General features: G+C 59.7%; 24 protein-coding genes and 2 pseudogenes. 7 read left to right on the forward strand and 19 right to left on the reverse strand.

All coding sequences use genetic code 11. From position 1 onward, the window contains the following. Positions 1–8 precede the first annotated feature (8 nt). The 11 genes from tnpB to RNZ50_24720 all read right to left on the reverse strand — a co-directional run bounded on the left by tnpB (position 9) and on the right by RNZ50_24720 (position 9,018). Entirely contained in the window at positions 9–356 is a 348-nt protein-coding gene (gene tnpB, locus RNZ50_24670; protein ID MDT8858163.1) for an IS66 family insertion sequence element accessory protein TnpB, read from the reverse strand. Further along, on the reverse strand, positions 353–763 hold the full coding sequence (locus RNZ50_24675) for a transposase (GenBank protein MDT8858164.1): 411 nt from the start codon (positions 761–763) through the stop codon (positions 353–355). The genes tnpB and RNZ50_24675 overlap by 4 nt, the downstream gene beginning before the upstream one ends. A 68-nt stretch (positions 764–831) precedes the next feature. Continuing rightward, complete coding sequence (locus RNZ50_24680; protein MDT8858165.1) at positions 832–1,383, reverse strand: DUF6441 family protein; 552 nt, start codon at positions 1,381–1,383, stop codon at positions 832–834. Further along, entirely contained in the window at positions 1,380–1,691 is a 312-nt protein-coding gene (locus RNZ50_24685; protein ID MDT8858166.1) for a hypothetical protein, read from the reverse strand. Before RNZ50_24685 ends, RNZ50_24680 begins: the two co-directional genes overlap by 4 nt. A gap of 10 nt (positions 1,692–1,701) precedes the next feature. Then, positions 1,702–2,724 carry a major capsid protein gene (locus RNZ50_24690; protein ID MDT8858167.1) on the reverse strand — a complete coding sequence of 341 codons (1,023 nt, stop codon included), beginning with the start codon at positions 2,722–2,724 and terminating at the stop codon, positions 1,702–1,704. A 69-nt stretch (positions 2,725–2,793) separates the two neighbouring features. Then, positions 2,794–3,174 carry a head decoration protein gene (locus tag RNZ50_24695; protein MDT8858168.1) on the reverse strand — a complete coding sequence of 127 codons (381 nt, stop codon included), beginning with the start codon at positions 3,172–3,174 and terminating at the stop codon, positions 2,794–2,796. Positions 3,175–3,271: 97 nt separating this feature from the next. After that, on the reverse strand, positions 3,272–4,732 hold the full coding sequence (locus RNZ50_24700) for a S49 family peptidase (protein ID MDT8858169.1): 1,461 nt from the start codon (positions 4,730–4,732) through the stop codon (positions 3,272–3,274). Beyond that, a complete protein-coding gene (locus tag RNZ50_24705; GenBank protein MDT8858170.1) occupies positions 4,732–6,237 on the reverse strand; it encodes a phage portal protein in 1,506 nt (501 codons plus the stop codon). The genes RNZ50_24700 and RNZ50_24705 overlap by 1 nt, the downstream gene beginning before the upstream one ends. Further along, positions 6,237–6,446: a hypothetical protein gene (locus RNZ50_24710; protein ID MDT8858171.1), complete on the reverse strand. Its 210-nt coding sequence runs from the start codon at positions 6,444–6,446 to the stop codon at positions 6,237–6,239. The genes RNZ50_24705 and RNZ50_24710 overlap by 1 nt, the downstream gene beginning before the upstream one ends. 3 nt (positions 6,447–6,449) lie before the next feature. After that, positions 6,450–8,504, reverse strand: coding sequence for a phage terminase large subunit family protein (locus RNZ50_24715; protein MDT8858172.1), 2,055 nt, complete (start codon positions 8,502–8,504; stop codon positions 6,450–6,452). Continuing rightward, complete coding sequence (locus RNZ50_24720) at positions 8,452–9,018, reverse strand: hypothetical protein (GenBank protein ID MDT8858173.1); 567 nt, start codon at positions 9,016–9,018, stop codon at positions 8,452–8,454. Before RNZ50_24720 ends, RNZ50_24715 begins: the two co-directional genes overlap by 53 nt. 159 nt (positions 9,019–9,177) lie before the next feature. On the opposite strand from RNZ50_24720, the gene RNZ50_24725 reads away from it, so the two are divergent. The 5 genes from RNZ50_24725 (at position 9,178) to RNZ50_24745 (ending at position 12,052) form a co-directional block, all read left to right on the forward strand. Then, complete coding sequence (locus RNZ50_24725; GenBank protein MDT8858174.1) at positions 9,178–9,396, forward strand: hypothetical protein; 219 nt, start codon at positions 9,178–9,180, stop codon at positions 9,394–9,396. 12 nt (positions 9,397–9,408) lie between these two features. Then, entirely contained in the window at positions 9,409–9,699 is a 291-nt protein-coding gene (locus RNZ50_24730; GenBank protein ID MDT8858175.1) for a hypothetical protein, read from the forward strand. Between the two features lie 94 nt (positions 9,700–9,793). Beyond that, positions 9,794–10,021: a hypothetical protein gene (locus RNZ50_24735; GenBank protein ID MDT8858176.1), complete on the forward strand. Its 228-nt coding sequence runs from the start codon at positions 9,794–9,796 to the stop codon at positions 10,019–10,021. Further along, the gene (locus RNZ50_24740) at positions 10,011–10,595 is read left to right on the forward strand and encodes a DUF3489 domain-containing protein (GenBank protein MDT8858177.1); all 585 of its coding nucleotides are present in this window, start codon (positions 10,011–10,013) and stop codon (positions 10,593–10,595) included. The genes RNZ50_24735 and RNZ50_24740 overlap by 11 nt, the downstream gene beginning before the upstream one ends. A gap of 77 nt (positions 10,596–10,672) precedes the next feature. Then, positions 10,673–12,052, forward strand: a complete 1,380-nt coding sequence (locus RNZ50_24745; GenBank protein MDT8858178.1) for an ISNCY family transposase — start codon at positions 10,673–10,675, stop codon at positions 12,050–12,052. Between the two features lie 86 nt (positions 12,053–12,138). Here RNZ50_24745 and RNZ50_24750 read toward each other — a convergent pair whose 3' ends face one another. Further along, positions 12,139–12,462: a VanZ family protein gene (locus RNZ50_24750; protein MDT8858179.1), complete on the reverse strand. Its 324-nt coding sequence runs from the start codon at positions 12,460–12,462 to the stop codon at positions 12,139–12,141. Positions 12,463–12,584: 122 nt separating this feature from the next. Then, a pseudogene (locus RNZ50_24755) lies at positions 12,585–13,574 on the reverse strand (site-specific DNA-methyltransferase). An 85-nt stretch (positions 13,575–13,659) separates the two neighbouring features. On the opposite strand from RNZ50_24755, the gene RNZ50_24760 reads away from it, so the two are divergent. Next, positions 13,660–14,688 carry an IS110 family transposase gene (locus tag RNZ50_24760; GenBank protein MDT8858180.1) on the forward strand — a complete coding sequence of 343 codons (1,029 nt, stop codon included), beginning with the start codon at positions 13,660–13,662 and terminating at the stop codon, positions 14,686–14,688. Positions 14,689–14,962: 274 nt separating this feature from the next. Here the strand turns inward: RNZ50_24760 and RNZ50_24765 are convergent. Beyond that, positions 14,963–15,256, reverse strand: a pseudogene (locus RNZ50_24765) (ParB/Srx family N-terminal domain-containing protein). A 163-nt stretch (positions 15,257–15,419) separates the two neighbouring features. On the opposite strand from RNZ50_24765, the gene RNZ50_24770 reads away from it, so the two are divergent. After that, positions 15,420–15,626 (forward strand): hypothetical protein, encoded by a 207-nt coding sequence (locus RNZ50_24770; protein MDT8858181.1) that lies wholly within the window; start codon positions 15,420–15,422, stop codon positions 15,624–15,626. 163 nt (positions 15,627–15,789) lie between these two features. Here RNZ50_24770 and RNZ50_24775 read toward each other — a convergent pair whose 3' ends face one another. From RNZ50_24775 to RNZ50_24795, 5 genes are all read right to left on the reverse strand, one after another. Then, positions 15,790–16,368 (reverse strand): hypothetical protein, encoded by a 579-nt coding sequence (locus tag RNZ50_24775; GenBank protein ID MDT8858182.1) that lies wholly within the window; start codon positions 16,366–16,368, stop codon positions 15,790–15,792. Positions 16,369–16,409: 41 nt separating this feature from the next. Beyond that, positions 16,410–19,955, reverse strand: a complete 3,546-nt coding sequence (locus RNZ50_24780; GenBank protein ID MDT8858183.1) for a DEAD/DEAH box helicase family protein — start codon at positions 19,953–19,955, stop codon at positions 16,410–16,412. After that, positions 19,955–22,912, reverse strand: coding sequence for a site-specific DNA-methyltransferase (locus tag RNZ50_24785; protein ID MDT8858184.1), 2,958 nt, complete (start codon positions 22,910–22,912; stop codon positions 19,955–19,957). The genes RNZ50_24780 and RNZ50_24785 overlap by 1 nt, the downstream gene beginning before the upstream one ends. A 108-nt stretch (positions 22,913–23,020) precedes the next feature. Continuing rightward, a complete protein-coding gene (locus RNZ50_24790; GenBank protein ID MDT8858185.1) occupies positions 23,021–23,713 on the reverse strand; it encodes an RES family NAD+ phosphorylase in 693 nt (230 codons plus the stop codon). Continuing rightward, positions 23,707–24,120: an MbcA/ParS/Xre antitoxin family protein gene (locus RNZ50_24795; protein ID MDT8858186.1), complete on the reverse strand. Its 414-nt coding sequence runs from the start codon at positions 24,118–24,120 to the stop codon at positions 23,707–23,709. Before RNZ50_24795 ends, RNZ50_24790 begins: the two co-directional genes overlap by 7 nt. Positions 24,121–24,171: the final 51 nt, after the last annotated feature.

The following is a 24,171-nucleotide window of genomic DNA, read 5'->3' on the forward strand; positions in this document are numbered from 1 at the left end:
TTATTGACTTACCCCACCTGCAGCGGACGCCAGGTCCTACGCGGCATGCGCCAATCTATCCCCTCCAGAAGCATCGCCAACTGTGCCGCGGTCACGCTCACCTTGCCGTCCTTCGCTGCAGGCCAGACAAACCGGCCCCGCTCAAGCCGCTTCATAAACAGGCATGCTCCCTGCACATCCCACCAGATGATCTTCAGCAGATCACCACGGCGGCCACGGAAGACAAACAGATGCCCCGAATATGGATCCTCGGCCAGCACCCGCTCGGTTTGCGCCGCCAGCGTGTTAAACCCGCGCCGCATGTCCGTCACGCCAGCGGCCAGCCAAACCCGCGTGTTGCTCGGAACCGGGATCATGCCATCAGCCCCTGCACAAGACCCAGAACTGCCGACAGCGCCGTTGGACCTTCCACAAGAACCCGGCGACCGTCCGACAGGGTGATGTCCACGCGCTGTGCTGAAACCGCAGCGCCGAGACCTGCCGCTGCCCTGTGCGACGGTGTTGCAGCAACACCCTCCATCGGGGATGCAGCAATCTCAACCGGAAGAAAAACACCCTCAAGGGCTGCGTCCTCAGGCGCTGGCACGCTGCCCGGCGGTGCAAATCGAGGATCCTTCAGCCATTTGAAAATCAGGTTAGCATTCATCGAATACCGTCGCGCAACCTGTGCAACCGAAACACGCGGCGTCAGCGTTTGTTCACAAATCAACCGCTTCTCGTCGTCAGACCAGACCCGCTTCTTCAGACCCTTCTTCCCCGCCATAACTAACCTCAAGATGTCCACTATCGATGGTGGACACTATCACCCACTCTATCACGCAGGCAGGGCGGTCAGACCGGACGGATACGCTTGACCTGCGGCACCAGCAGAAAGATCGGCACGGTTGCCACGCCGCGCCCGGTTTTTGACTTGCTCGCCACAGCGCGACCTTTCGTATTCAGCCGTCCTTCAGCCACCAGCAGGCTCGGTCCGCGACGACGGTAGATGAACCGCAGCCGCAACCCAGCGCGGCGTTCCCATTCACCGGGGGTGATGCGGCCGCCTCGGGTGGATTTGCCCGCCGCTGGGGTGGGGATCGCCAGCCAGAACCCGTTCTTGGACCGGATCAGCGGGCCCGTGTCATGCGCGCCGATGATCACCGGGGCCTTGGACCAGATGAGGGCCGCCGCGTTCAGACTGTCGCCAGACTTCGGAAAGCTGGCGAGCCGGATAGAATTGGCAAGCCTGGTACCCAGCCCGGCGCCGGTGATCTGCGTCCGCCAGGCGGATTTCAGGCCCGTTCCGGCCTCGCGCATGGCGGCCGTGACTGCGCGTTCCCCTGCGGCAACCTCGGCCGCCATCATGGCGACGATGTCTGGATCAATGGCGAGCTTCAGTTTCATGCCGGACACAAATTCAAGGTCCAGACGAGCCGCTCGCGGTCGCGAACCGGCTCGCCCTGAATGACGAAGGCCTCGGAATTGATCTCGATCCGTTCGCCGGGTCGCGGATTGGGGACCTCAGCCACGCGAAGGTCAATGCGGGTGGTTTCCGACCACAGACGCGCGTCGCCGAACGCAGTGATGTCGTCCGGGCGGCGCAGGACCACGCGGACGAGGACGGGTGTTCCACCGTCGGCGACATAGACCGCATCTCGGGCGATGTTGGGATCGCAGAAGACGTTGTCGATGGCAGCGATAAACACGGACATGGGCTACCCCTCAGTTGGCGCTGACGAGCCGGATCGCAAGGCGCGGGCGCTTGTTGACCGGCAGGATCGATCCTTCCGTCATCAGGTCGATCCAGCGGCCCTTTGCGTCCATCATCTGGCGGGCATAGAGCGGCAGGCCGATAGTGTTGGCGGTTTCCAACAGGTTCGCGGGTCCGCCATAGGTGGTGAAGGTATCGAATGTGCCCATCGGAAAGGCGATGCCCTCGCCGGTCGGGATCAGCCGTTCAGCGGTGCCGCTCGAGAGCGTGACCGAGCCGTTGTATTCTTCAAAGAGCACGCCCGCAAAGGGGAAAGCCCGGCGCATGTCTTCGCGCAGGGGCTGGCCGCCGGTGGCCGAGAAGAATTTGTAGGCGTCCTCTGTCTTGGGGTGGCTGATCAGCTTGTCGAAGAACTCGGAGCTGACCAGCGCGTGTGCGGTGGTCATGGTCTCGCCCATCAGATTGTCCTCGATGGCGCGCAGGGTGGTGCGGACTTTGCCTTGGATGTTGGTGCCAGCGGTTCCAAAAACAAAGTCGACCGAGATCTGATCAAGCCCGAATTCGGAGAAGTAGTTGTAAAGCGTGGTGCCAGCGCCATCCTTCACGATGCCGCGCAGCGCATTCATCTCCATGTATTCGCGGGTCTGGGCGTGCTTGCGACGCATCAGCGTCAGTTTGCGGTTCATCACCTCGACCAGCGGATCGGTGGCATCCGAGAGGCCGAGCGCGGGCATCCCCTGGACGTCGGCGGGCAGGATCACGTCGTCATGCGGGATCCACGGCAGGGCAAAGGAGCGCATCGAGCGGGCCTCGCGGTTGCCGACGGTGGCGGGCGCGCCGAGCGGCACCGAGGGCAGCAGGCTCAGCACACCCTCTCGCTGTTCGATGACGATGGAGCGCTGGCTGACGCCCTCAAAGCGGAACAGGCCGATCTGGCCGAGGCGGGTGTAGAGGTTGGGCAGAATGTTGATGGCCTGCGTCATCTCGGCCAGCGAATAGCCGCCCACGTCAAATGGGTTGCGGGTGATGGTCATGGGGGACTCCTGGGGAAAGAGGGGAATAAAGGCTGGCCGTGCCAAACAATTGGCGCGCGGCTGGTAAGATCAGGCGGTGTCGCGCGCAAGGATCCCGGCAGCTGCTAATTGGCTGATTTTGGTGGTGATCTTGGCAGCGTCATCGACGGTGGCGTCGTATGCGAGCGCCGCCCGCGAGACGATGGCAGGGCCGCGCGCGACGACGATGCCCGTCGCATCGGCCAGTGTGGCGTCGACGGCGTAGAGCAGAACGGCGCTAGCTGTCTGCGCGCCATCGGTGCCGCCGCTGGTGGCCAGCTTGTATTTGGCGCTGGCTGTGATGCGGCCCAAGACCGAGCCGACCGGATAGGGCATGCCGGCCAGCAGCGTGATGGTCTCGCGGGTGTAGTTCGGGTTGACCTCGTACTTGAGGACATCGCCCATGGTGGGCGGCTGGGTCAGGACGGTCATGTCGGGGATCCTTGTGATCAGGGGGGATACAGAAATCCCCCGCCGGGCAGGTGCAGCGGGGGATCAGGTGGCAGGGTGTCAGAGGTGAGAGTGAGGCTCAGCCCTTTGCACCTGCGGAGGCCGCGCGTTTTGCGGCGGCAACAATTGGACTTTCCGCAGCCTTGGGAAGCACAGGTGAGAGCGGTGCCGCCACGATATCGCGCGCATCGGCTGCAGCGGCCGCGCGCTGCAACACCAGTGAGCGCAAAGCCTCGGGCGTGGTGCCATCGCGCATCGCCTTTGCTGCATCAATGGCGATGCCAAGCCGTCCGGCCTGTGCCGCAATCTCGGCGACCTCCGCCGCCGCCTCGCGCAGTTGTGCCGATAGCGCGGCCAGATTGCCCGGCTGCGCTTTGGCTGAGACAGCCGGTACAGGTGCCGCAGGTGGCGTGGCCGGGATGGCAGGTTGATCATCAGCGGCATCGGAATGGCCATCCTGCGGGATTGCTGCCTCATCGGCAGCATCCTCAAGCAGGGTATCTTCCTGATTATTTTCCGTATTGCTGTTTGGGTTATCTGTTCCGTTGGCCATGTGTGCCTTCTCTTTCGGTTGGGTTGGTTTGCGGGAATGGGGTGCTGCCACGCGCCTTGCGTGCGCGGGTGCGAGGGTTGGGTTGTTTGCCACGCGCTGCCGGAAGGCGGCAAAGCCGCGCTGCATATCGATGACCTCATCGGCGAGACCTGCGGCGACGGCGTCTGCCCCGCGGTAGGTGGCGGCTTCGGTCGCGATGGCGGCCTCCTGGCTCAACCGTCCCGCGCGCCCCGCCGCGACGGTCTCAGTAAAGAGGAACCGCAGCACATCGATTTCACGCTGGATGTCATTATGGACTGCGTCAGGCAGGGGCGCGTAGGGATTGGCATCCACCTTGTGGGATCCTGCATGGATCAGCGTAACGCGCACCCCGTCTTGATCCAGCTGACCGCTGAGATCAGCATGCATGACGACAACGCCGATGCTGCCGACGGCTCCGGTGCGGGGCAGCAAGATGCGGTCGGCCTGGCTGGCCAGCGCGTACCCGGCTGAGAAGGCGTGTTCAGCCACAAAGGCCCAGACGGGTTTGGTGGCGCGAACCGCACGAATGCGATCTGCAAGGTCAAATACCCCCGCAACTTCACCCCCAAAACTGTCAATTTCCAACGCAAGGCCGCGCACGGAAGGATCAGTGGCCGCCGCCTCGATTTGGGCAGTGATCCCCTCATAGCTGGTCTGGCCCGAGGACTGTCCAATCCAGCCCCCGCGGTGGATCAGCACGCCGGAGATCTCGATCACGGCGATGCCATCAACGACTGGGTACAGGGCGTCACTATGCTGGCCAAAGCCCTCGGCAAGGCCACCCGCCAGAATACTGGCGCGCGCTGTTGGCATGGGGGTGCTTTCCAACGCGAAGCCTTGATCCAGCGTTTCGACTTGGCGCCCAAGGATGCGTGGCCCAAGACCGGACAAAAACGCCATGGCTTTGGAGGGCTCAACCAGCAGCGGCGTATTGAAGGCGCGCGCAGCAATGCGGGCGTGGAACATCAGGTCTGGTCCTCAGGGTTGCGCGGGCGGCCCGCGTCATCGGTTTCATCTGTCTGGTCGGTGTCGTCGTCTTCGTCCCCATCCGGGCCCGTCAAAGCCTGTACACCTTGTGCGGGCGAGCCGGGGCGGCGAAAGTCGAGGCCGAGTAATCGCTCGCGTGCGCGCTCAGCCGCGATTTCGCGGTCGACCTGTTCTGCGTCGTAGCCACGCTCAGCGATGGCTTGGCTACGCGATTTGAGGCCTGCCTCGATCTGAGCAATCTCGGCATTGGCATCCTTCAGGGGATCGACCCAATCCCACTTGGTGGGTAGCCAGTTGGCCGCCAGCAGGCGTGACCGGTCGGCCTCATAGCCGGGAAGGTCCAGTGCGCCGGACATTACGGCGGCATCCATCCAGCGCGCATAAATCGGTCGGCACAGCTGATAGACCATCACCGAGTGCTGCCAGGCCGAGACGCGGCGTCTAAATTCTATCAGCGCCAAGCGCGAGTTCGAGAAGTTCCCCTTCACCATGTCATTGGTCAGATAAGGATAAGGAATGCCCAGCGCCGAGGCGACCTGCAGCAGCGTGCGGTATTGGAACGGCTCGTAGGTTGCCCCTGAATCTGCAGGCTGGCCCACGGTCACATCTTCGCCTGGATCCAAACGCACGACCTGGCCGGGGCTGATCTCAAACCCGCCCAGCATGTCGTCATCCTCGGACGGCAGCAGGGGGTTTTCTGGCGCGGGCGAGGTGACGAACATCGCATACATCGCCGCCACCTTTTTGCGGTCCAGCTCGGCATCGTCATACTGGTCGAGCAGAAACAATTTCACGATGGCGGGTGCCAGCTTTGAGACCCCGCGCAGCTGGCCGCCTTCGACCGGGTCAATCACATGGATCACCTCAGAGGCAGGCACCCGCACGATTTCCCCTGCAAGCCCCGGATCGGTGCTGTCGCCCGGGTGGCGGCGAAAGAAATGGTAGGCCACGCGCCGCCCGATCCGGTCGAACTCGATGCCTTGGCGGATGGCATTGCCAGCAGCGGAAACGCTGGTCAGTTCCAATGGTAGCATTTCGGCGGGCAGCATCTGCAGCTGGACGGGCACGCTCAGGCCGTCGCCCGCGCGCCGTGGGCGAAAGCGAAAGAACACCTCGCCCGCAAGGAAGACCTCTCGCGCCGCGCGGCGCTGGAGCCCGTAGAAATCGGTCAGACCTTCGCTGTCAGCCTCATCCGTCCAGGCCAACCAAAGGCGCTGCAGCTCTTCCTTGTGCGCTGCGTCTGCAATCTGCGAGATCGGTTTGATCCCATCGCCCACGGTATTTGCAGCCCAGCTTTCAACAGCATTGGCCGCATAGCCGTTGTTGCGCACCAACCAGCGGGCGCGTGCAGTGATATCGGGCCCTGACGCCGCGATCAGCGCATTCACATGCGCGCGCGTCGCCTGGAATCCGCGCAGACGGCGGTGATGCTGGCCTGCATCAAAGCCACCGACAAAGGCCCCGAGACGCTGCCGCCAGTTCATCACAGGTCCTTTACGGCATGGGGGCGAGAGATGCGCCCAGCGCCGCGCTCGGCCTTTGCGATGCGCCGTTCGATATCGAAGACAGCGGCCGCCAATTCAGCGTCGGTGCCATAGGTCAGGGTCTTGCCATCATAGCTCACAGAGCGCGTGCCGCTGTACCGCGCCGCCAGCAACGCGCTGTGGCGGGATTTGAGATCATCGAGGGTCATAGGTCATTCCATGTATTTTGGCGTGCTTACCCGCCAACCGCGCTTGCGGGGGGCGGCAATCCTTCCGGCTTGAGGCTCGGACGGTGTGTCAGTGTCGGCTTTGGCGGCCGCCGTGATCGTCTCAACCCCGGCCTGTTTCTCGAGCTGCCGCCACATCCGTTCATCGAAGCGGTCAGCACCGAGGATCCAGACAGCGGCCCGGGCGTACACCCGGGCGTCCAGCGCCTCATTGCGTTCGCGCATCTTTTGCCATTCCTGGCGCGCGTAGCCCCGCTTGTTACGGATCGTGACGAGCTGCTCGGCCACCAGCTGCTTTAGCCATTCGCTGTCAGCCCAGTCCGGCAGGTGGATCGTGCCCGCTGGATTTGACACGCCACTGGCGCGGTCTTCATCATTGGGCCGCTCCAGCCGGAGATAGCGATAGGTCTCCGCCTTGAAGGTCGCCGTGGCCACCGTCCAGAGCCGTGCGCCGCGCTTGAGCTTTCGTCCATTCACGGTCGCATCAACGAAGGTCGGCCCTGAGACCGGCGTTGTGCGGTTGAAGCCTTCCATGCCTTTGACAGGAGCCACCTGTGCGATGCCTTGGATGCGGGCCCAAGCGTAGACGGCTGCCGTTTCATACCCGGTGTCGATTGCCAGCTTTGCCAGGGGCATGACCGCACCGTGTTCATGCACCCAAGTTTTGCCCAAAAGTGCCGTCAGTTTGTCCCAGCACGCGGGATCATCTGGCCCGCCAGAGATCACGACGTGATCGACAAGCCAACTTTCCAGGCCACGGCCCCAGGCCCAAACATCGACCTCGATGCGATCCTTCTGCACGTCCGCCCCAGCGGTCAGAAACAGTCCCCGCGCTGGGATCTGGGCCACGAACGTCTCGCGCCGATCTGCGAGGCGCTGCCATTCCGGTGCGTCGCCACTCTCGACCCATGTTTCACCCAGCAGGGTGTTGCGCGCCGCGCGCAGCATCTCGTCGGATCCTTGGGCCGCCAGCCAGTCACGGGCGATCTGTTCCCAGCTTTTCCAGCCAATCGGCGAATAAAGCGCCGAGAGGTGGAACCCGATCGCGTTCGGGTTGGCTGACACAGCGGTGGCGCGCCACTCACCGCGTGCGAGCAGTTCGGTCTTGTGATGCTCGGCGATGGGCTTCTCGCAGCCTGCGCAATGATACATGGCCGTTTCTGGCTGCCCCTTGTCCCAGCGCAGCCGCTCGAACTGCAGCCATTGCCGATGGTCGCAATGCGGGCAGGGCACAAAATAACGCCGCCGAACAGAGGCCTCAAATTCCCGCTCGATACGCGACAGCCCCCGGATCGTCGGGGTCGAGACCATGAACACCTTGCGGCGATGCGCAAAGGTCGTCGTTCGAGCCTCGGCCAGCGTGACCGGATCGCCTTCCTCGTCTGCGGAGGCCGGATAGGCGTCAACCTCATCCAAAAACACATACCGCGCGGGCATTGAGCGCAGGCCAGTGGCCGAGTTTGCCCCGGTCAACACCAGAATACCGCCAGGGAATTCCTTTGACAGCATCGAATTGCCCGCGTCCCGCGAGCGGGCCGGGCTCACCTTTTCCCGCAGCGCCGGGCTGTCCTCGATCAGCGGATCAATCCGACCCCGCGAGGTGCGTTTTGCCATCTCCAGAGTGGGTAGCACGGCGAGCATTGGCCCGGGCGCGTGGTGAATGACAAAGCCGATCCAGTTGTTGCCTGCTTCTGTGGCCCCAACCTGAGCGGCTTTCATGAAGCTGATCCGCTGCGCCGGGTGGCACGGCGACAGCGCGTCCATGATCTCGCGCAGATAGGGCGTGCGCGCCGTGCGGTATTGCCCGGGTTCTGCGGAGGCGCGGGACGATAGTTTGCGATGCGCATCGGCCCATTCCGATACCGTCAGGTCTGGATCGGGCCGCATCCCCTGACGCCAGATGCGCAGGATATCCTCAGCGCCATCAAAGCCGAGGTCGAGCCCCTCGGTTAGATCGCCGTCGTTCAGGCTGTGATCATGATCACCCTCATGCAAGCGAGACCCTGAGGTCTGCGAGGGCGGTAAGCTGCTCTCGGACATGGGTTTCCAGCACCCTTTGCAGGATCGCAGTTTCGATCGTCACGGGTGTGCCCTGCGCCTTCTCCATCTCTGCGGATAATTGTGCGGCCATCAGGGCTGCCACGCGGGTGGGCCAGGTGACCCAGACATCCCGCTCTTGACGGGCCAGGCGAAACACCAGCGCCTCTGCCCGGGCGCGATCGACCAGAGTTCCCTTTTTCTTTTGCAGTGACAGCTGGCGTTCCTGCGCTTGGTAGACCGTCAGCGCCGTGCGGGCTTTCAGATAGGACGTGCTGTCGCCCGGACCAGAGATGCTGCCGGTATCTGCGTTGCTTCCACCAGCCCCACCAAATCCACCCCGTGCGCGCATCTGTTGGTCGGGATCGGTCATAGCCCCGCGCCGCGCATTTGAAGCGGCAGCATTGATCGACCCGTCTGCAAACAGAACCAACCGTCCGGTTTTACGTGCTTTTTGCACGGCTCCGCGCGAGAGCTTGGAATGGTCGGCATAGGCGCGTTCAGACATACCTTCCATGGCGCTTTGATGATCCTCAACATATTGTATATAAACGAGAAAAAGTAATTATTTGAGTTGATTACACTCCGCGATAGAGCGATGCATGGTTTCAAGAAACGGATGCATTGCGCACCGCCGCCACACCCCAACCCAACCCAACCCTGAAAGAGCAATATTATGACCGCCACCACCACCATCCGCATCGATCACGCTGTTCTGCCAGACCAGTTCGACCGCTCGCGCCCAAACGCTGTCGCCGAGGCCATTGAAGCCGCGTTGCGCGAGAGCGGGATCAACGCTGAGGCCTCAGACGTTATTTACCATCTCAAGATTGAGCTGCCGACCACCCAGCTTGCAGCTGCCAGCACAGTGCTGGCCAGCTTGCAGCTGATCTGAGGAAGGCCAACCATGAGCACCCGCGCGCAAATTGCCATTCAGACCGGGCCCGACGCATGGGCGCATATCTATGTCCATTACGATGGCTATCCCTCGCACATGCTGCCAGCCCTCGCGCATTGGACGTCCAATGACATCCTCGCCGCTCAAGAAATCCGGCAAGTCAAACCGGACGCGCTGAATTGTTTTGATCCGCCGCGCGCGCCGCGCAGTCTCGATCGACCCACCTGCGAGATGTCCCACCTCTATGTTTGGCAAGGTGGGGCGTGGGTCAATCTGACCCCTCAGGATCGACAATTATAAAGCCATAAGATTGCTTTGATTTACCTACGACAATCTCAGCTCCAGAGCGATGGTTGTCACAGGAAACGATGTAATTCACCCCAAGGAGCCCGCCATGACCACCCGCCGTGCCACCGACAATTCCAAAGCCTTAGACGCTTTCATGACAACCAAGCTCCAGATCGACGCAATGCTGGAGCGGCTGCAGGCCCTGAGTGACGGCCATTTCAACACCCACGCCGACGAGATTAACTGGGGCGATGTCGGGACCCTAAACCACTACGCCAGCCTGCTGCGCCGGATTACTGACCGCGCCTTCAAGGAGGGCGAACATGTCGCTTGATCCCACCCAGCGCCACCAAATCAAACAGGACCCCGCTTTGACAAAACTCACCGACACCCAAACTATTATCCTCAGCGCCGGGGCCCAGCGCCCCGACAACATCGCTCTGCCGCTGCCCAAAGGGCTTCATGGTGCGGCGGCGAAGATGGCTGTCACCAAGATGATCGCACACGGTTGGCTGCAAGAGGTCGACGCCAACCTGCGCCAGTGTGAACCGCTTTGGCGCGAGACCGGCGATGGCCAGGGCACCACGTTGATCGCAACCGCAGCAGGCCTCAAGGTCATCGGGATCGAGCCTTGGGGTTCCGGTCCCGTAGCGACCGACACGCCCGGGCCAAAGGCGCGCACACCGCGCACCGGTACCAAGCATGCCGCAATGATCGACATGCTGTCCCGCCCGGAAGGCGCTACCGTCGAAGAACTCTCAGTCGTTACTCAGTGGATGGGTCACACTGTCAGGGGAGCGATCTCCGGTACCCTGAAGAAGAGACTGGGGCTGGTCATTGCATCCTCAAAAGATGATCGGCGCGGGCGCGTTTACCGATTGGCAAATTATGCGTCAGGTGCTGTGTAGCCGCAAAGCGATAATGTCACCCCTGTGCAATTCAGGAATGTCACTCTCTTGTTCAAACGAGCAACGGGAGATCGGACATGGGATGGGTGATGATGAGCGAGCGCGAGTTAAATCGCATTGAGGTGTTGGCGCAGGTCGATGACGGGCGTTTGAGCGTTCAGAACGGCGCGAACATGTTGGATGTCACGAAGCGGCAATTGTTTCGGTTGCTGAAGCGATACCGAACCGAAGGCGCGCCTGCGATCCGCCACAAAGCCCGCGGCAAAGCTCCGAACAACAAGATCCATCAGGCGAAGCGTGACTATGCTGTGGCTCTGGTCAAAGAGAACTACGCAGATTTTGGGCCGACATTGGCCACTGAGATGTTGGCGGATCACCACGGATTCAAGGTCTCTCGCGAGACGCTGCGCAAGTGGATGACCGACGATGGTTTATGGCTGTCGCGCAAACAACGGCGGACATTCCATCAGCCCAGATCACGACGGGAATGCTTTGGCGAGCTGGTTCAAATCGACGGTTCTGATCATCGCTGGTTCGAGGATCGGGCCAGTCCTTGCACTCTGCTTGTCTTCATTGATGACGCGACCAGCATGTTGATGGAGCTGCGGTTTGTTCAATCGGAAAGCACGTTCAGCTACTTCACCGCGCTGGAGAGCTACCTGCTTAAACACGGTCGCCCCGTTGCGTTTTACAGTGACAAACACACGGTGTTCCGCGTCTCAAAACCCAACCAACACATGACCGGTATGACCCAGTTTGGGCGTGCATTAGCCGAGCTAAACATCGAGATTCTATGCGCAAACAGCTCTCAGGCCAAAGGTCGCGTCGAACGGGCAAACCGCACATTGCAGGACCGGCTAGTGAAAGAGCTGCGCCTTGCAGGCATCTCAAACATGGATGAAGGCAACGCATTCCTGCCGGGGTTCACGGAGCGCTTCAACGCTAAGTTTGCAAAGGCCCCTGCCAAGTCAAACGACCTGCATCGCGCGCTGAACATCGAACCGGATCGACTGAGCGAGGTCTTCTGTTTGCGTGACCAACGTCATGTGACCAAAGATCTGATGCTGAAGTACGACCGCAAACGCATTAAGTTGGAGATCAATGAGCTGACGCGCGGCCTCGTTGGCAAATACGTTGACGTCTATGAGTATGGCAGTGGGCGTATTCAGGTGCGTGCCAACGGCGTTGTCCTGCCCCATACGATCCTAAACCTTGAACGCCGGATCACACACGCAGCTATCACAGAGAACAAGCGGCTCAGCGCTGTTCTTGAACATATCAAAACCGAACAGGACAAAGCCCCGCCAAAGGTGATGATCAAACCAGTAAGCGCTAAGAATGGTTACGTGAAGACGGGGCGACGCCCACCTGGAGGCCCGTCTAAGATGGAGCCATACTACGCCCGCAAGCGCGCAGAACGAGAGGCACGCGCAGCCAGCCAAGGCTCCGATATTTGAGGTCTACGCCCTGTCAGGCTGCGCTACCATCAGCGCCCAAGGTGACATTTCTACTTTGCGCAATCGGTGACATTTCAGCTTTGCGTTTACATGCTGCAGCCTTTTGACAAGGAAAGAAGGCGGCCTGATAGAACATATCCGGCCCCTGCACCCAAGACAGCACCGAAGGCATCTGCTACGAGGTCTGCCCATTCGGCCTGACGTCCGAAAAAGGGCTGCACCAACTCAATGCTGCCCCCATAGGCGATGACGGCCAGTGCCACCCAAATCACAAGTCGCGGTCGCACAAGCGACAGTGGAAACGCCAGGCTGGCAAAGGCCAGAATATGGTAAATTTTGTCCGATCCTGCTGGACCCCCAGACGGCATCGGGGCCAAGGTCAGTACAGCAATGATGAGCGCCAGGGTCAATGTCGCAGTACTTCCGATTAATATCTGTCTGAACTTAGGCCGCTCTCGGATCACAAATCGCTCCATTGCTAGAAGTCGTAACAGCAAGACAGTACCGTGGTGTGTAAATAGTATAGCGTGGACTATGCAACCGTTTCTCCCTTAGTCGGCACGGCGGCGCCGGATTTCAGCGCATCGAAGCTCTGCCCACTGCTCTCCAACAGGACCGCCTCGCCGGTGAACTGTTGCCAGCGTTCGACGGCGACATCGACGTAAACCGGGTTCAACTCGATCCCGAAGCAGACGCGGCCCGTGGTTTCCGCCGCGATCAGCGTGGTGCCGGATCCCATGAAGGGTTCAAACACCGCCTGACCGGGGCTGGAATTGTTCAGCATCGGGCGGCGCATGCATTCGACCGGCTTCTGGGTACTGTGGATGGTGGTAGCATCCTGATCCTTGCCGGAAATGCGCCACAGCGTGGTCTGCTTGCGATCACCCGCCCAGTGGCCCTTGCCGGTCTTCTTGACGGCATACCAGCAGGGTTCATGTTGCCAGTGATAGTCGCCACGGCTGAAAACGAGGCTGTCCTTGGCCCAGATGATCTGCGACCGCACGTTGAAGCCCGCCGCCACCAGGCTCTCGGCCACCTCTGCCGCATGCAGCGCGCCGTGCCAGACATAGGCGACGTCGCCGGGAAACAGCGCCCAAGCCTCACGCCAATCGGCCCGGTCGTCGTTCAGCACGCGGCCTATGCGTTTGGTCTTGGCGGCACCCACCTGGTTGCGCCAGCTTGGGTCATATTCCACGCCATAGGGCGGGTCTGTCACCATCAGCATCGGCTTCACATCGCCCAAGAGCCGCCCGACCACATCCGCCGATGTGCTGTCGCCGCAGATCAGCCGGTGCTTGCCCAGCTGCCAGAGATCGCCCGCGACCGACACCGGCGTGACCGGCGCATCAGGAATATCATCCTCGCCCTCGACCGCACCACCATCTTGCTGATCCGGGGCGCGCAGCAGGGCTTCCAGATCCTCGTCGACGATCCCCAGAAGCCCGAGGTCGTAATTGACGGCCAGAAGCAGCGAGATCTCGTCGCGCAGTATCGGATCATCCCATTCGCCCAGCTCGGTCAGATGGGGTGGTTGCCGCCCTCCCCAAACGGCATCGTAATGTGCCAGGATGTTGGTCTGAGAACCACAAAGCGAAGAGGACGGCGAGATGAAAGATACAATGATCGGGGTGGATCTGGCAAAAAATGTTTTCCAGCTTCACGGGGCATCAATGACGGGCGAGGTCAAGTTTCGCAAGAAGCTGACGCGCCCGCAGTTCATGGCGTTTATGGCAGACCATCCGGCGGCGGTGGTTGTTTTGGAAGCCTGCGGCAGCGCCAGCTATTGGGCGCGAGAGCTTTCGAAGGCAGGCCATGAGGTCAAGCTGATCGCGCCACAATATGTGAAGCCCTTTGTTAAACGCCAGAAAAACGATGCTGCTGATGCCGAAGCGATCGTCGTCGCAGCGCAGCGCCCCGAAATGCGCTTTGTGCCGCCGAAGACTGAAGAGCAGCAGGCGCGGGCGGTACTGTTTCGGGCCCGCGAACGGCTGGTGCATCAGCGCACCGAGCTTTCGAATGCACTGCGCGCGGTGCTCTACGAATACGGCCATGCGGTGCCGCAGGGATCGGTGCATCTTAAACGCATTGTCGAAATCATCGAGGCCGAAACTTGCGATCTGCCAGATCTGGCGCGAGAAGAGGCGCGCGACCTGCTCGAACAGATTGCTGAGAAAACCGTACGCATTGAGGCCAAGACCCGCAAGATCGCGGCGCAGGCGGCGCTGACCCCGACTGCGCGCAGGCTGCAAACAATGCCGGGCGTCGGGCCGATGACCGCGCTGGCGGTTGAGGCTTTTGCGCCTGCGATGGCGACGTTCAAATGCGGTCGCGACTTCGCCGCCTGGCTTGGTCTAGTGCCAAGGCAGATGTCATCGGGGGGCAAAGAGCGGCTTGGGCGTATTTCCAAGGCCGGGCAGTCTGACATCCGGCGTCTGCTGATCATCGGCGCGATGTCGCGGCTGAACTGGATGGGGGCAAGATCCATTCGCGAGGGGTCGTGGCTCGACCGGCTGCGGGCGCGCAAGCCGAAGATGCTGGTGGCCATCGCGCTGGCCAACAAGATGGCGCGCATGATCTGGGCCATGCTGACGAAACAGGAAGATTACAAGGATCCGGTACCGGCTGGCGCTGCATGATGGGGGCAGAAACCCCGTCGGCGTGACGCCGGTACAGGAGGTGTGAGAGAGCGACGACCCGAATGGGCAAAATGATCGAACAGATCTGGATCGGGAAAACCAGGAACAAATTGGGGGCGATAAAGCCCGGCAGTCAGATTTGGACCCGATCCGCGGATCACCATACCGGCCAGCAGCTTCTGACATGGCTGCATCGAAAGGCCTGACAGAAGTTCGCAATCGATCACATGCGCAAAAGGGAAGAAAGCTCTTGCACCATGGGCGGCAACCACAGAAGTTTGTTGTCGGCGATCCGGTAAGCCCGGCGATCATCCTCGTCGAGGTGGCTGAGCCGGATCACCGGCACATCCTTCAGCCCCAGCATGATGGCCGCCAGCACCCGGCCGTGCCCGGCGATCAGTTCGCCATCGTCGGCCACCATGCAGGGCACGGTCCAGCCGAACTTGGCCATGCTGGCCGCGATCTTGGCGACCTGATCGGTGCCGTGGATCTTGGCATTGCGGGCATAGGGCCGCAGCCGGTCAATCGGCCAAGTCTCAATCTGGCTCGGTGCAAAGACCAGGTCCATGGGCGGTTCTCATTTGGGGTCGGGCGGACGTGCCGATACGCGTGGCCAGGACGGCCAGCGGCAGAATCGGGGTCCGCGATGTGGGGGAAAACGAAAGCGCCCGCGAGGGTTATCCTCCGGGCGCCATTCTCGACTATCAATAGGTAGGTCAAGGGGGGCAGCTTTGTCAAATGGAAAATTGGTTTGGATTCATGGGCTTCCGGGAGGTGACTTCCGCTGGCTGGCTTCTGGCGCGGTGGCTTCCACAAACTGGATTTGGTGGATTTGGCAAAAAATCCAGCACGGCAAGATCGTGATTCAGCAAGCCTTTGATAATGAGTCACTTTTCAAGATCAAGCAGCAGGTGGATTCCGCCTGGCTTCCCCGGTGAAAATGCCGCGCGCTAGCCAAATGGCGCGCTGCGCCCCCCCGCATACGTTTGGGGCCGGGGAGGAACCATGCCGAGGGGGAAGCATGCAATCAATACCAATTGGCGGCTGCGCCCGCAGACTTGTTGCCGAATGCTGCAGCGCGGATCAAGATCACGTGGACACCTATTGGTCGGTACCTTCAAGAAACAAATTGCAGCTAACGTGAGCAACCGCGAGCGTCTCTCCGCAGGAATGGGCATGGCGTGACAAGAAGGACCACTTAAGCGTGTGGTCTGACGTTGGCCCTTCTTGGAAGCAGGGTAAATCCGCGTCCATCATCTCCCTTACCGATTCTACGAGCTGCGCGATGTTTTTTTTCCGAACATAAGAAATTACGATTCCTCTTCCTTCCCTTCCGGTTGTGTACCGGCCAAGAAGCTGCGACAGGCCGCTGACATGATAACTAGGTCCGTCATAGACTTTTGCTTCAAATAGCTTCTTTCTAATGGGTGTGCAGTGGTCCAAAGAGACAGTGATGTCTACATGGCCATTCGAGTTTGCCTCTTGAAGCACGGTAACGCCAGGTAGTTTAAGTGGGCCAATAAATGCGCTCGACAAACCTTCCTCTTTCAAAAGGGCAAAGTTTTTTTTGTTCACTTCTAAATGCTCGACCGCCTTTTCGATGAATGCGTCAAAGGCTTTGTCGAACTCGTCCTCAGTGCTGGCGCAGATGAGATCGACGTAGTCTGGAGATTTCTTCATTAAGAGTTCCGCAAGAGCCAGAACTGAATTTGGATTCACAGTCAAAGTACAAGCCCTTCCGTGAATTCCCACCTGATTTCGATGCTATTGGCCCAGTTGCGCCATTCTAATTCTGTGATTCTTCCTTGCTTCCACGCGGCCATCATTTTGAATGTCTCGGCGAGGTCACCAGTTTCTGTTGAGGTGGAACTCGGGAAGAACCTCATTTTCAAAAGTGGACGCTCATAGTCTGTCAATGCTGAAACTACAGAAAGGCCTTGAATTGTTTCGGATGATGCATCGTGTGCGGCAGCCTCGATGTGCTCGAGCTGAACAAAATTTCGGTTTTCGCGCCTAGCTCTTTCAAACAATTTCTGGCCGATCTTCACCATGTTCGGCGTGCCCTCAAAGTGACGGAGCAGTGTATCCCTGAGTTCGTGTGGGAGTTGACCGCCATTAAACAATGGCAAGGTGGCACTCTGCTGTTCCAAGTCCCACGGCTGGTTCGTAAGGCCATTTATCGCCAGTCCTACCCTGCCAGGATCATCCACCAATACATAGTGCCAAATCCCGTGTCCGCCTGTGTGGTTTACCGCTTCGACCCAGCGCTCTGCAGCCTTTGCCTTTGCATCGGCATCGTCATTGACGCGGCCCTTGATCTCAATGATCACATTCAGGTCTTTGTCGGTAACGACAATGAAGTCGGGGATGTATCGTGAGACAACACCACGGTGACGGTAAGGAACAGCGAACCCAAGCCTATCGTTCTTGACCCAACGTCTCACGCCAGGGTGGCTATCCAGAAGAAAAGCGGCACTCTGCTCCCATTTTTCCGTGTCGGCGACCATCGCGTTTAGGTGGCACCGATTGACCGCATATATTGGCTTGGTTGTGTGAAAATCGACGTTCATTGTGCTTCCGCGCCCCGAAGCACCGATGGGAATGACGGCAACCTCACGCTCTCCTGTCTTCGAACCTTTCTTAATCGCTTCGAGCAAGGAGCTGATCGCGGCTTGCATGTACTCGCCGACCAACAGCACATCCCTTGGCAAGCTGTCACCCTTGAGATCAAGCTTCTCGTCCAGGAACCGCTTTGATGCAAAAGCAACCTGTGGGAAAAGCTGCTGTACTGGGACAGCTTCAGCACCATTGTCTGCTTGCCATCGAGCGCAGACCTCCCGAGCCAGCCTGAATGCGACTTGTTGATCGCGAAATCTCGCCCGCCAGTCTTTCAACGACAGGACTGGTCGCTCGCCTGGCCCGAAAACTGCCAGTGAGCCATCCGGAGAGGTCAGCGGCGTGAGTTCTACCATCTGCGGGATCCTCAGCGGATCGATGGTGACCTTGGACACCTTGGACCAGTCGACGTGAACATCGAAATGTCCCGTTTGGTGGTAGCCAGTCACAACCGGAAAGTTGATCTCGTAGTCAGCTTTCTCGGGGACGGAAAAAATGTGGTTCGGATCGGGCTGAGGTGGCTGCGGACCAACCGGTTTGACCTTGAAGGGGATCAACTCGAACGGCACCCCAAAGACCTTAGCCGTCTCCTCGGCAAACATCTGGGTTTCTTCATTCAACGCATAGCTTTTGCGGCGCAGCGCTCTACCGACCACCTGTTCACACAGGAGCTGTGACCCGAATGGCCGCAGGCCTACGATGTGCGTCACGGTGTTTGCATCCCATCCTTCGGCCAGCATGGCGACGGAGACTATGCATCGTACATCGCGACCTGGCGGAATGCGCTCGTCGATCCACTTGAGAGAACCGTCGTTGTCATCGCTTGCAACTTTGTCATTGTGCTTGCGAACGAGTTCCGACCAATCTTCGGGGATCCTGCCACCAGGCCAAGTAGCTTTGCCCACAGTGTCGAGGATGAACCGAAGGCGCTTTGTCTCATCCTTCGAGCCACCTTCCTCAATGTCCTCCATCACCTTCGAGTCGATGCGGACGGTCACTTCCTGTCCAGGCGCGTTCCGGAACCAGCTAGGCGCAACGCCATAGCTGTCCTTGCCATTCGCCAACCAACCGTGGACCTCCTTTGCAACCGCTGTGTCGCGGCAGACCACGATGAACACAGGTGGTACTGGGTGCTTCTGCTGTTGCTTTGACAGTTGCTCCCATTCCGAGAACCGCTGGTACCATTCTTGTGCCAGCAAGTTGATCGGCGCTGACGCGTAGTTCATCACGATTTCAGGCGTGATGTTGGTTCCAAGGCCATCTTCTTTGGCTTTGGCCTGAACCCACCGCCAGATGTTGAAGTACGCCGCCTCTTCTGCCCCCGATACATCTCGGGCAGGCAGTTGCGGGATTTTCACCAGACCTGATTCAATGGCGTCGAGAAGACTGAAGTCTGAAACGATCCAAGGGAATGGTTTGCCGACCTCGTTGCCCGATCCTTGGATGTAGAAGGGAGTTGCAGATAGGTCGACGCACAGGTTTATCCCGCGCCTGCGGCCACCGCCAGCAAGCTTGTTGATCCTGTCCAGCGCCTCAACCCAGATGGTCGCCTCACGGGCGTTCTTTCTGGCGAGATCCTTGTCCTCGTCCAAGTTTTCTTCTGTCGACGCATCACCTCGGCGATAGGCGTGGTGTGCCTCGTCGTTAAATATAAGCCAATGGGAGCTCCGCCCTTTGCCGCTGCCCAATTCTCGCTTTATGCGCTTAAACCATGCCTGATCGGACTCGAAGTACTTCGTCTCGACGCTCTCGTTGGCCTTGCCTGCGTTCTTGACGATCTCGGTCGGTTCGCCGGTTTTCACGACCTTGGCGCTATCGCCGTTGACGGTGTTCGTTTCCTTTTTCGCCAGACGATGCCAGTTGGCGATCATGACTTCACCGCGGCGAAGTTCTTCCATACGATGAGGTGGGACGAGCTGCCGGGTTCGATAGAGGCTGATGTCTCCCAGCGCCGGGTCAAGTTCCTGCAACCGCTCGCGGATCGTCACGTTCGGGCAGACGATCAAGATAGTGTCCGAAAACCGGTCGTCGCGCGGAGAGGCAACGCGGTTCAGGATCGACCAGGCGGCCAGCATGCCCATTACGGTCGTCTTGCCGCTGCCTGTCGCCATCTTACACGCGTAGCGGATGAAGGCACGAATACCAGCCGCCTTGGCTTCAAGCCCGGGTTCGTCGCGGGGGACTTCGGGAACGCCTTTGCGGTAAGCGTCCTTGGCCTCAACGAGAAAGATGAGCGTTTCGGCCGCTTCGATCTGTGCGAAGAACAGCCTTTGCATGCGCTGATCGCTGCGCCAGAGTTCCAGGAGCTCCAGAGTTACGGGGGAGGCGCCGTCATAGGCCACGCCACCGCTGTGAATGCCTGACCGCCAATCCTTCACGCGGCTGCGGATCGCGTTGACGATCTCGAGCTCGACCTCTTCGCCTGCCTGGCTTTCGAACAGTTCCGCTTGACTGCGGTCAGGGCGGCCCCGGCCGGAGTGTTCTGGCACCCGGTAGAAGTAACTTGCCCGCCGACGGCCTTCTGCCTTGATGGGCGGCTTGGCCTTCGCGATCTTCCAGTGAACTTGCGGCTCACGAAACGGCGAGTTGATGATGACCGGTTGATCCTCGGGGATCGGCTGCGGTGCGTCTTGTTCTACTGCGGCGATCATCAGACGGCATCCTCTTCGCCGCGGGTCGCCATCAGCTCGTTGCCGCGTTCATCAACCACTTTCACGGCGATCCGCTTCTTGTCGCCCAGCGTGAAGGGTTCGCTGACCGTCCCCGCGAGGTGCAACCAGACACTGTCCTCGAACTCACCCTTCAGCGATTTCTGCAGGTTGTCCCAGGCGCTGGTTCTAGGGAAGAACACCTGGCTGGCATAGAATGCCATTCCGTTGTGATCTGTGTCGAGCATCCAGCAGGGCAGGTTTTCGGCGTCGATATGGTCCGTTTCCATCAGATGCGGCAGGAAGATGTCGAGCCCGCGCAGAACGACCCGATAAAGGGGCGTGCCGTCCGTTCGCTCGCCTGCCTTTTCCAGCCGAATATCTGGAAGGCCGGTGATCGAGAAGATCTCGCTGTTCTTCGACGTCTTCAGCAGGTCCGACATTACCACATCCGGTGTTACCGCAATGTAGGTGGTCGCAATCTTCATCTTTGGCAGCATTTCGCGTGCCTTGGCCTGTATGGCGAAGCCGAACAGGAACAACTGGCCAAAACCCTGCTGCATCGCCTCCATGGCCGCGTTGAACACGTAGTCCGAGCCGATGGCGCCGTCCTCGGGGCCGAAGGCGATGGCGATGGTCTTTTCGGTGCCATTTCTCGCCACGGCTTCGGCGTGAAGATACTCGCGGTCAGCCAGTGGTCGGACGTTGTCGAGTTGCAGCGTCACATTGCCTGGTAGGCTGAGTGACTTGCTCTGCCGCAGGACCTCGGTCATCCGGTCCAGATAGGCACGCGGGCTAGAGGATTGCGGCTGCGTGGATGCGCCCTCGGAATCCCGCTCCATCGTCATAGCGGCCTGGATCGTCGCTTCTACGGTGAAGGGGCCGCAAACGCGGGTGACCTTTTTGTTTACCTCAGCCCTGTCAACTATGATTTCGGTCTTGGGATCTTCATCTCGCGCGATCGATTGCAGCGTAATTCGTGGAATGAGGCCGCCTACTTCTTCTACGTTCCTGTTCTTCTTGCGCTCGTATACGAAGCCTCCGGCAGGACCCTTCGACGGCTCCTTCAGCTTGTACCAAGGAAAAGTGCTTGTCAGAAGTCGCTGTCGCGCGAGAGCCATAGGAACACGAGAGGTGTCAGTCGTTATCCACCGTCGCCCCCACTGTTCTGCAACGACTGCCGTCGTCCCAGAGCCGCAAGTTATATCAAGGACAAGGTCTCCTGGGTCCGTCGTCATTAACAAGCATCGCTGTACAACCGCCGTATCTGTTTGGACAACGTACACTTTGGGGTCTGAGCTGCTATACCCTGCACTACCAGTGTCGGCCCAAAGGTTGGTCAATGGGGTGGCAGGAAAATCATCCAGATATCGGATGTAGTTGAGCTGACTTGCTACGCCAATCAGTCGGTTTGCTTTCGCTAAGCGATCCAAGCCAGTGTGACTTGTTTTCCAATGCCGGTTCGCGCCGCAGTCATATCTCTGCCCTTTGAACGTATAGAATCTTTCCTCCGCCGACCCTGCATCTTGAGAGACAGCGAAACTCAGCTGCGCTACCCGCCAGCCCTCTGGAATGGGCACAGTTCCTTCTTTTTCTTCTTTTGTAAGTGTCCGTATTTGCTCGGCCTCGCCTTTTACAGCGTATTTGTAGCTTTTGAATGTGCCGAGTTTCTTTTCGCTATAGAGTTGGTTATATTTTACCATCGTTTTGTCTTTTGCGTACCACAAGAGGTAGTCGAACTCCTCATTCAGGAGTGTTGTGGCTGTGCTGGAAGTTTTCGCGAATGGAATCAGCGAACAGAAGTTTGTGTCACCAAAGACTTCATCAAGAACTTCGCGGACATGGTGCAGGTTGTCATCGGATATTTGCACAAAAATTGATCCACCTGGCGCCAGAATATCCTTTGCAAGGCTCAGACGGTCTCTTAAATACGCCAAATACGAGTGTAATCCAAGCTCCCACGTGTCGCGGTACGCTTTCACCATTTCAGGTTCGCGGATCATGTAATCGTCTTTTCCGTGATTCTTGCCAACGCTTCGATCACGAACGAAGGGTTGGAAGTTCGAGCCGAACTTCACACCATAGGGCGGATCGAAAAAGATCATCTGCACTTGGCCGCCCATTCCCTCATACTCGAGGAGCGAGTTCATTACTTGCAGCGAGTCGCCAAGGATCAGGCGGTTGGTCCAGGGGCCCTTGTGCTCGTAGGCATCCATCCGATCAGCGATGTCGAGGTCCACATCACCGAACAAGTCTAGAGTCTGCCCGCGCGCCTTATGCGATTTCAGCGTCTCGAGGATCGCTGACGTCGAGTGACGCTCGTGCACGAACAGTGGCAGCGTCGGCACGCTGATCTGCTGCCGTTCAGCTTTACCCGCCCAATTCAGGAATGGCTTCGTCAGGCTGCGCAGCCGCGCCGCGCATTGTGACAGTGAAGTGAACCGCTCCTCCGTCCCCTTCCAGACCTGCGGCTCGGCAAAAACCGTGGCCTCTCCCTTCTCGGCCGCATCCGCCACGAGGTTCAGCAGCCATTCCGCAAACGGCCGCTCGCCGTTCTCGTCCCAAGTCAGTTCCGGAGCGAGGCTGGAATCGTAGCGATAGGTCTTCGGCGGCTTGCGATGTGAGAACTGCGCCTCGACCCCGACATCCGGGCGCAGAACAGCTTGAGCGGCATGCGCATAGGCGGCAGACCCAGCCGCAGATGCGATGGGCGCTGCTTTGGGCTTGGCTGACTCTTTTGCCTTGGGTGCGTCAACACCTGCCCGCGAGACCGAACCACCCTGACCGCGCCCTTTGGCTAGGACTCCCTCGGCGACCAACTGATCTCGGACCGCGTGATAGTCTTCGTCCGTCAGATCCGGCTGGTCTTCGCGGAGCCGCTCAATCAGGGAGCGGTTGCCGATGTTAGAGCCATCTTCGGGAATAAGCGAAAGGACAAGATCACGTAGGGAATCGGACATAGGGAACCTTCGGAAGGAGCGGCTGTTTCGGGTAAGCTAAAGAGTTTACAATCGAATTGCAGCCCAAAGTTGTTGAATGCGGGCGAATTAAGGTGGTTTGCCTTGGGGTTATCGCACTTCCATGACCTCGCCAGTGTCGAGCTTCTTGATAAAATCGACTGCTGCGCCGTTCCAGTGATAGGCGAAGTGCCCACCTTGGGTCGGGATAGGCACCACATCCGGCCAGAACGCCGCGATGCAGCTGCCGCCTGGATAACGGACGCTGGGCCATGTAATTCCATCTGACCCTGCTGCGCGGCACTGGGCGCCGAAGACCTGCGAGGCGGCATAGTCGTCTGGATGCAGCAGGTCGGCTATCCCCAACACATCGTCGAGGTCTGCATCCACCGATCCGATAAGCTCGCGGAATTGCGAGGTCCAACCGGGGGCTTCGGCCGTGGCCAGCATGGTTTTCGTGTGGTGGTGGATGGTTTCGGCGATGGCCACTTCGGTGCTGTCGCCCGCATAGTAGAGGCCGAACGTCCCGTCCGAGAACCTGCCCGGCCGCAGTGGCGAGCAGTGAACGAAAGGTGCCATGACCCAGCTGGCACCTGGGCCAGTGACGCGACGGGCCACAGGCACCTTTGCCAGATCGCCGATGCTGTCGCGGATGCGCGGGTTGAACTTGGCCTCGGCCGAGGCCAACGCCTCCCAATCGGCGGGGTCAGCGACGTCCTCGAACAGGTCGATCGGTGGATAGATCAAACGGATGATCCGGGCGGTGCGTGGCCAGACCACCCGACGTAAGGGCGCTGTCACCATGCACCGCGCTCGGCGTCCAGGTAGCTGCGCAGGTCAATCAGGTCAGTAATTTCGCCGCGCATCATGATGTCGAGAGCGCTTTTGCCGTTGAAGGTGGCGTTCTGCTTTCGGATCCAGTCATAGCCGCGCGCGGGGTCGGTGAAGAGATAGCGCAGGCCTTTGTGGATCCCCATCAGAATTGCCATGCGCGCCCGCAGGTCACGGTCGATCCGTCCGATGTTGCCCTCTTTCCAGCGCGCCCATGTGCGCTGCGCCATGTCACCCAGCAGCGTCCGGGCCTCGTTGTCGCTCAGCTGCCATGCGCGAAACAGGTTTACTGTGGTGCGCGCAAGGGCTGCTGCCTCCTCGTCGGTGATGGCGGGAAGGTCAGGTCGGGCTGTCGTCGGGTGAATCGTTGCAAACTGCATGGCATTTTCCTCTATGACATTAATATAGAGAATAGATGCCATTTGGCAAGA

It is taken from the genome of Paracoccaceae bacterium Fryx2 (assembly GCA_032334235.1).
Lineage (GTDB): Bacteria > Pseudomonadota > Alphaproteobacteria > Rhodobacterales > Rhodobacteraceae > JAVSGI01.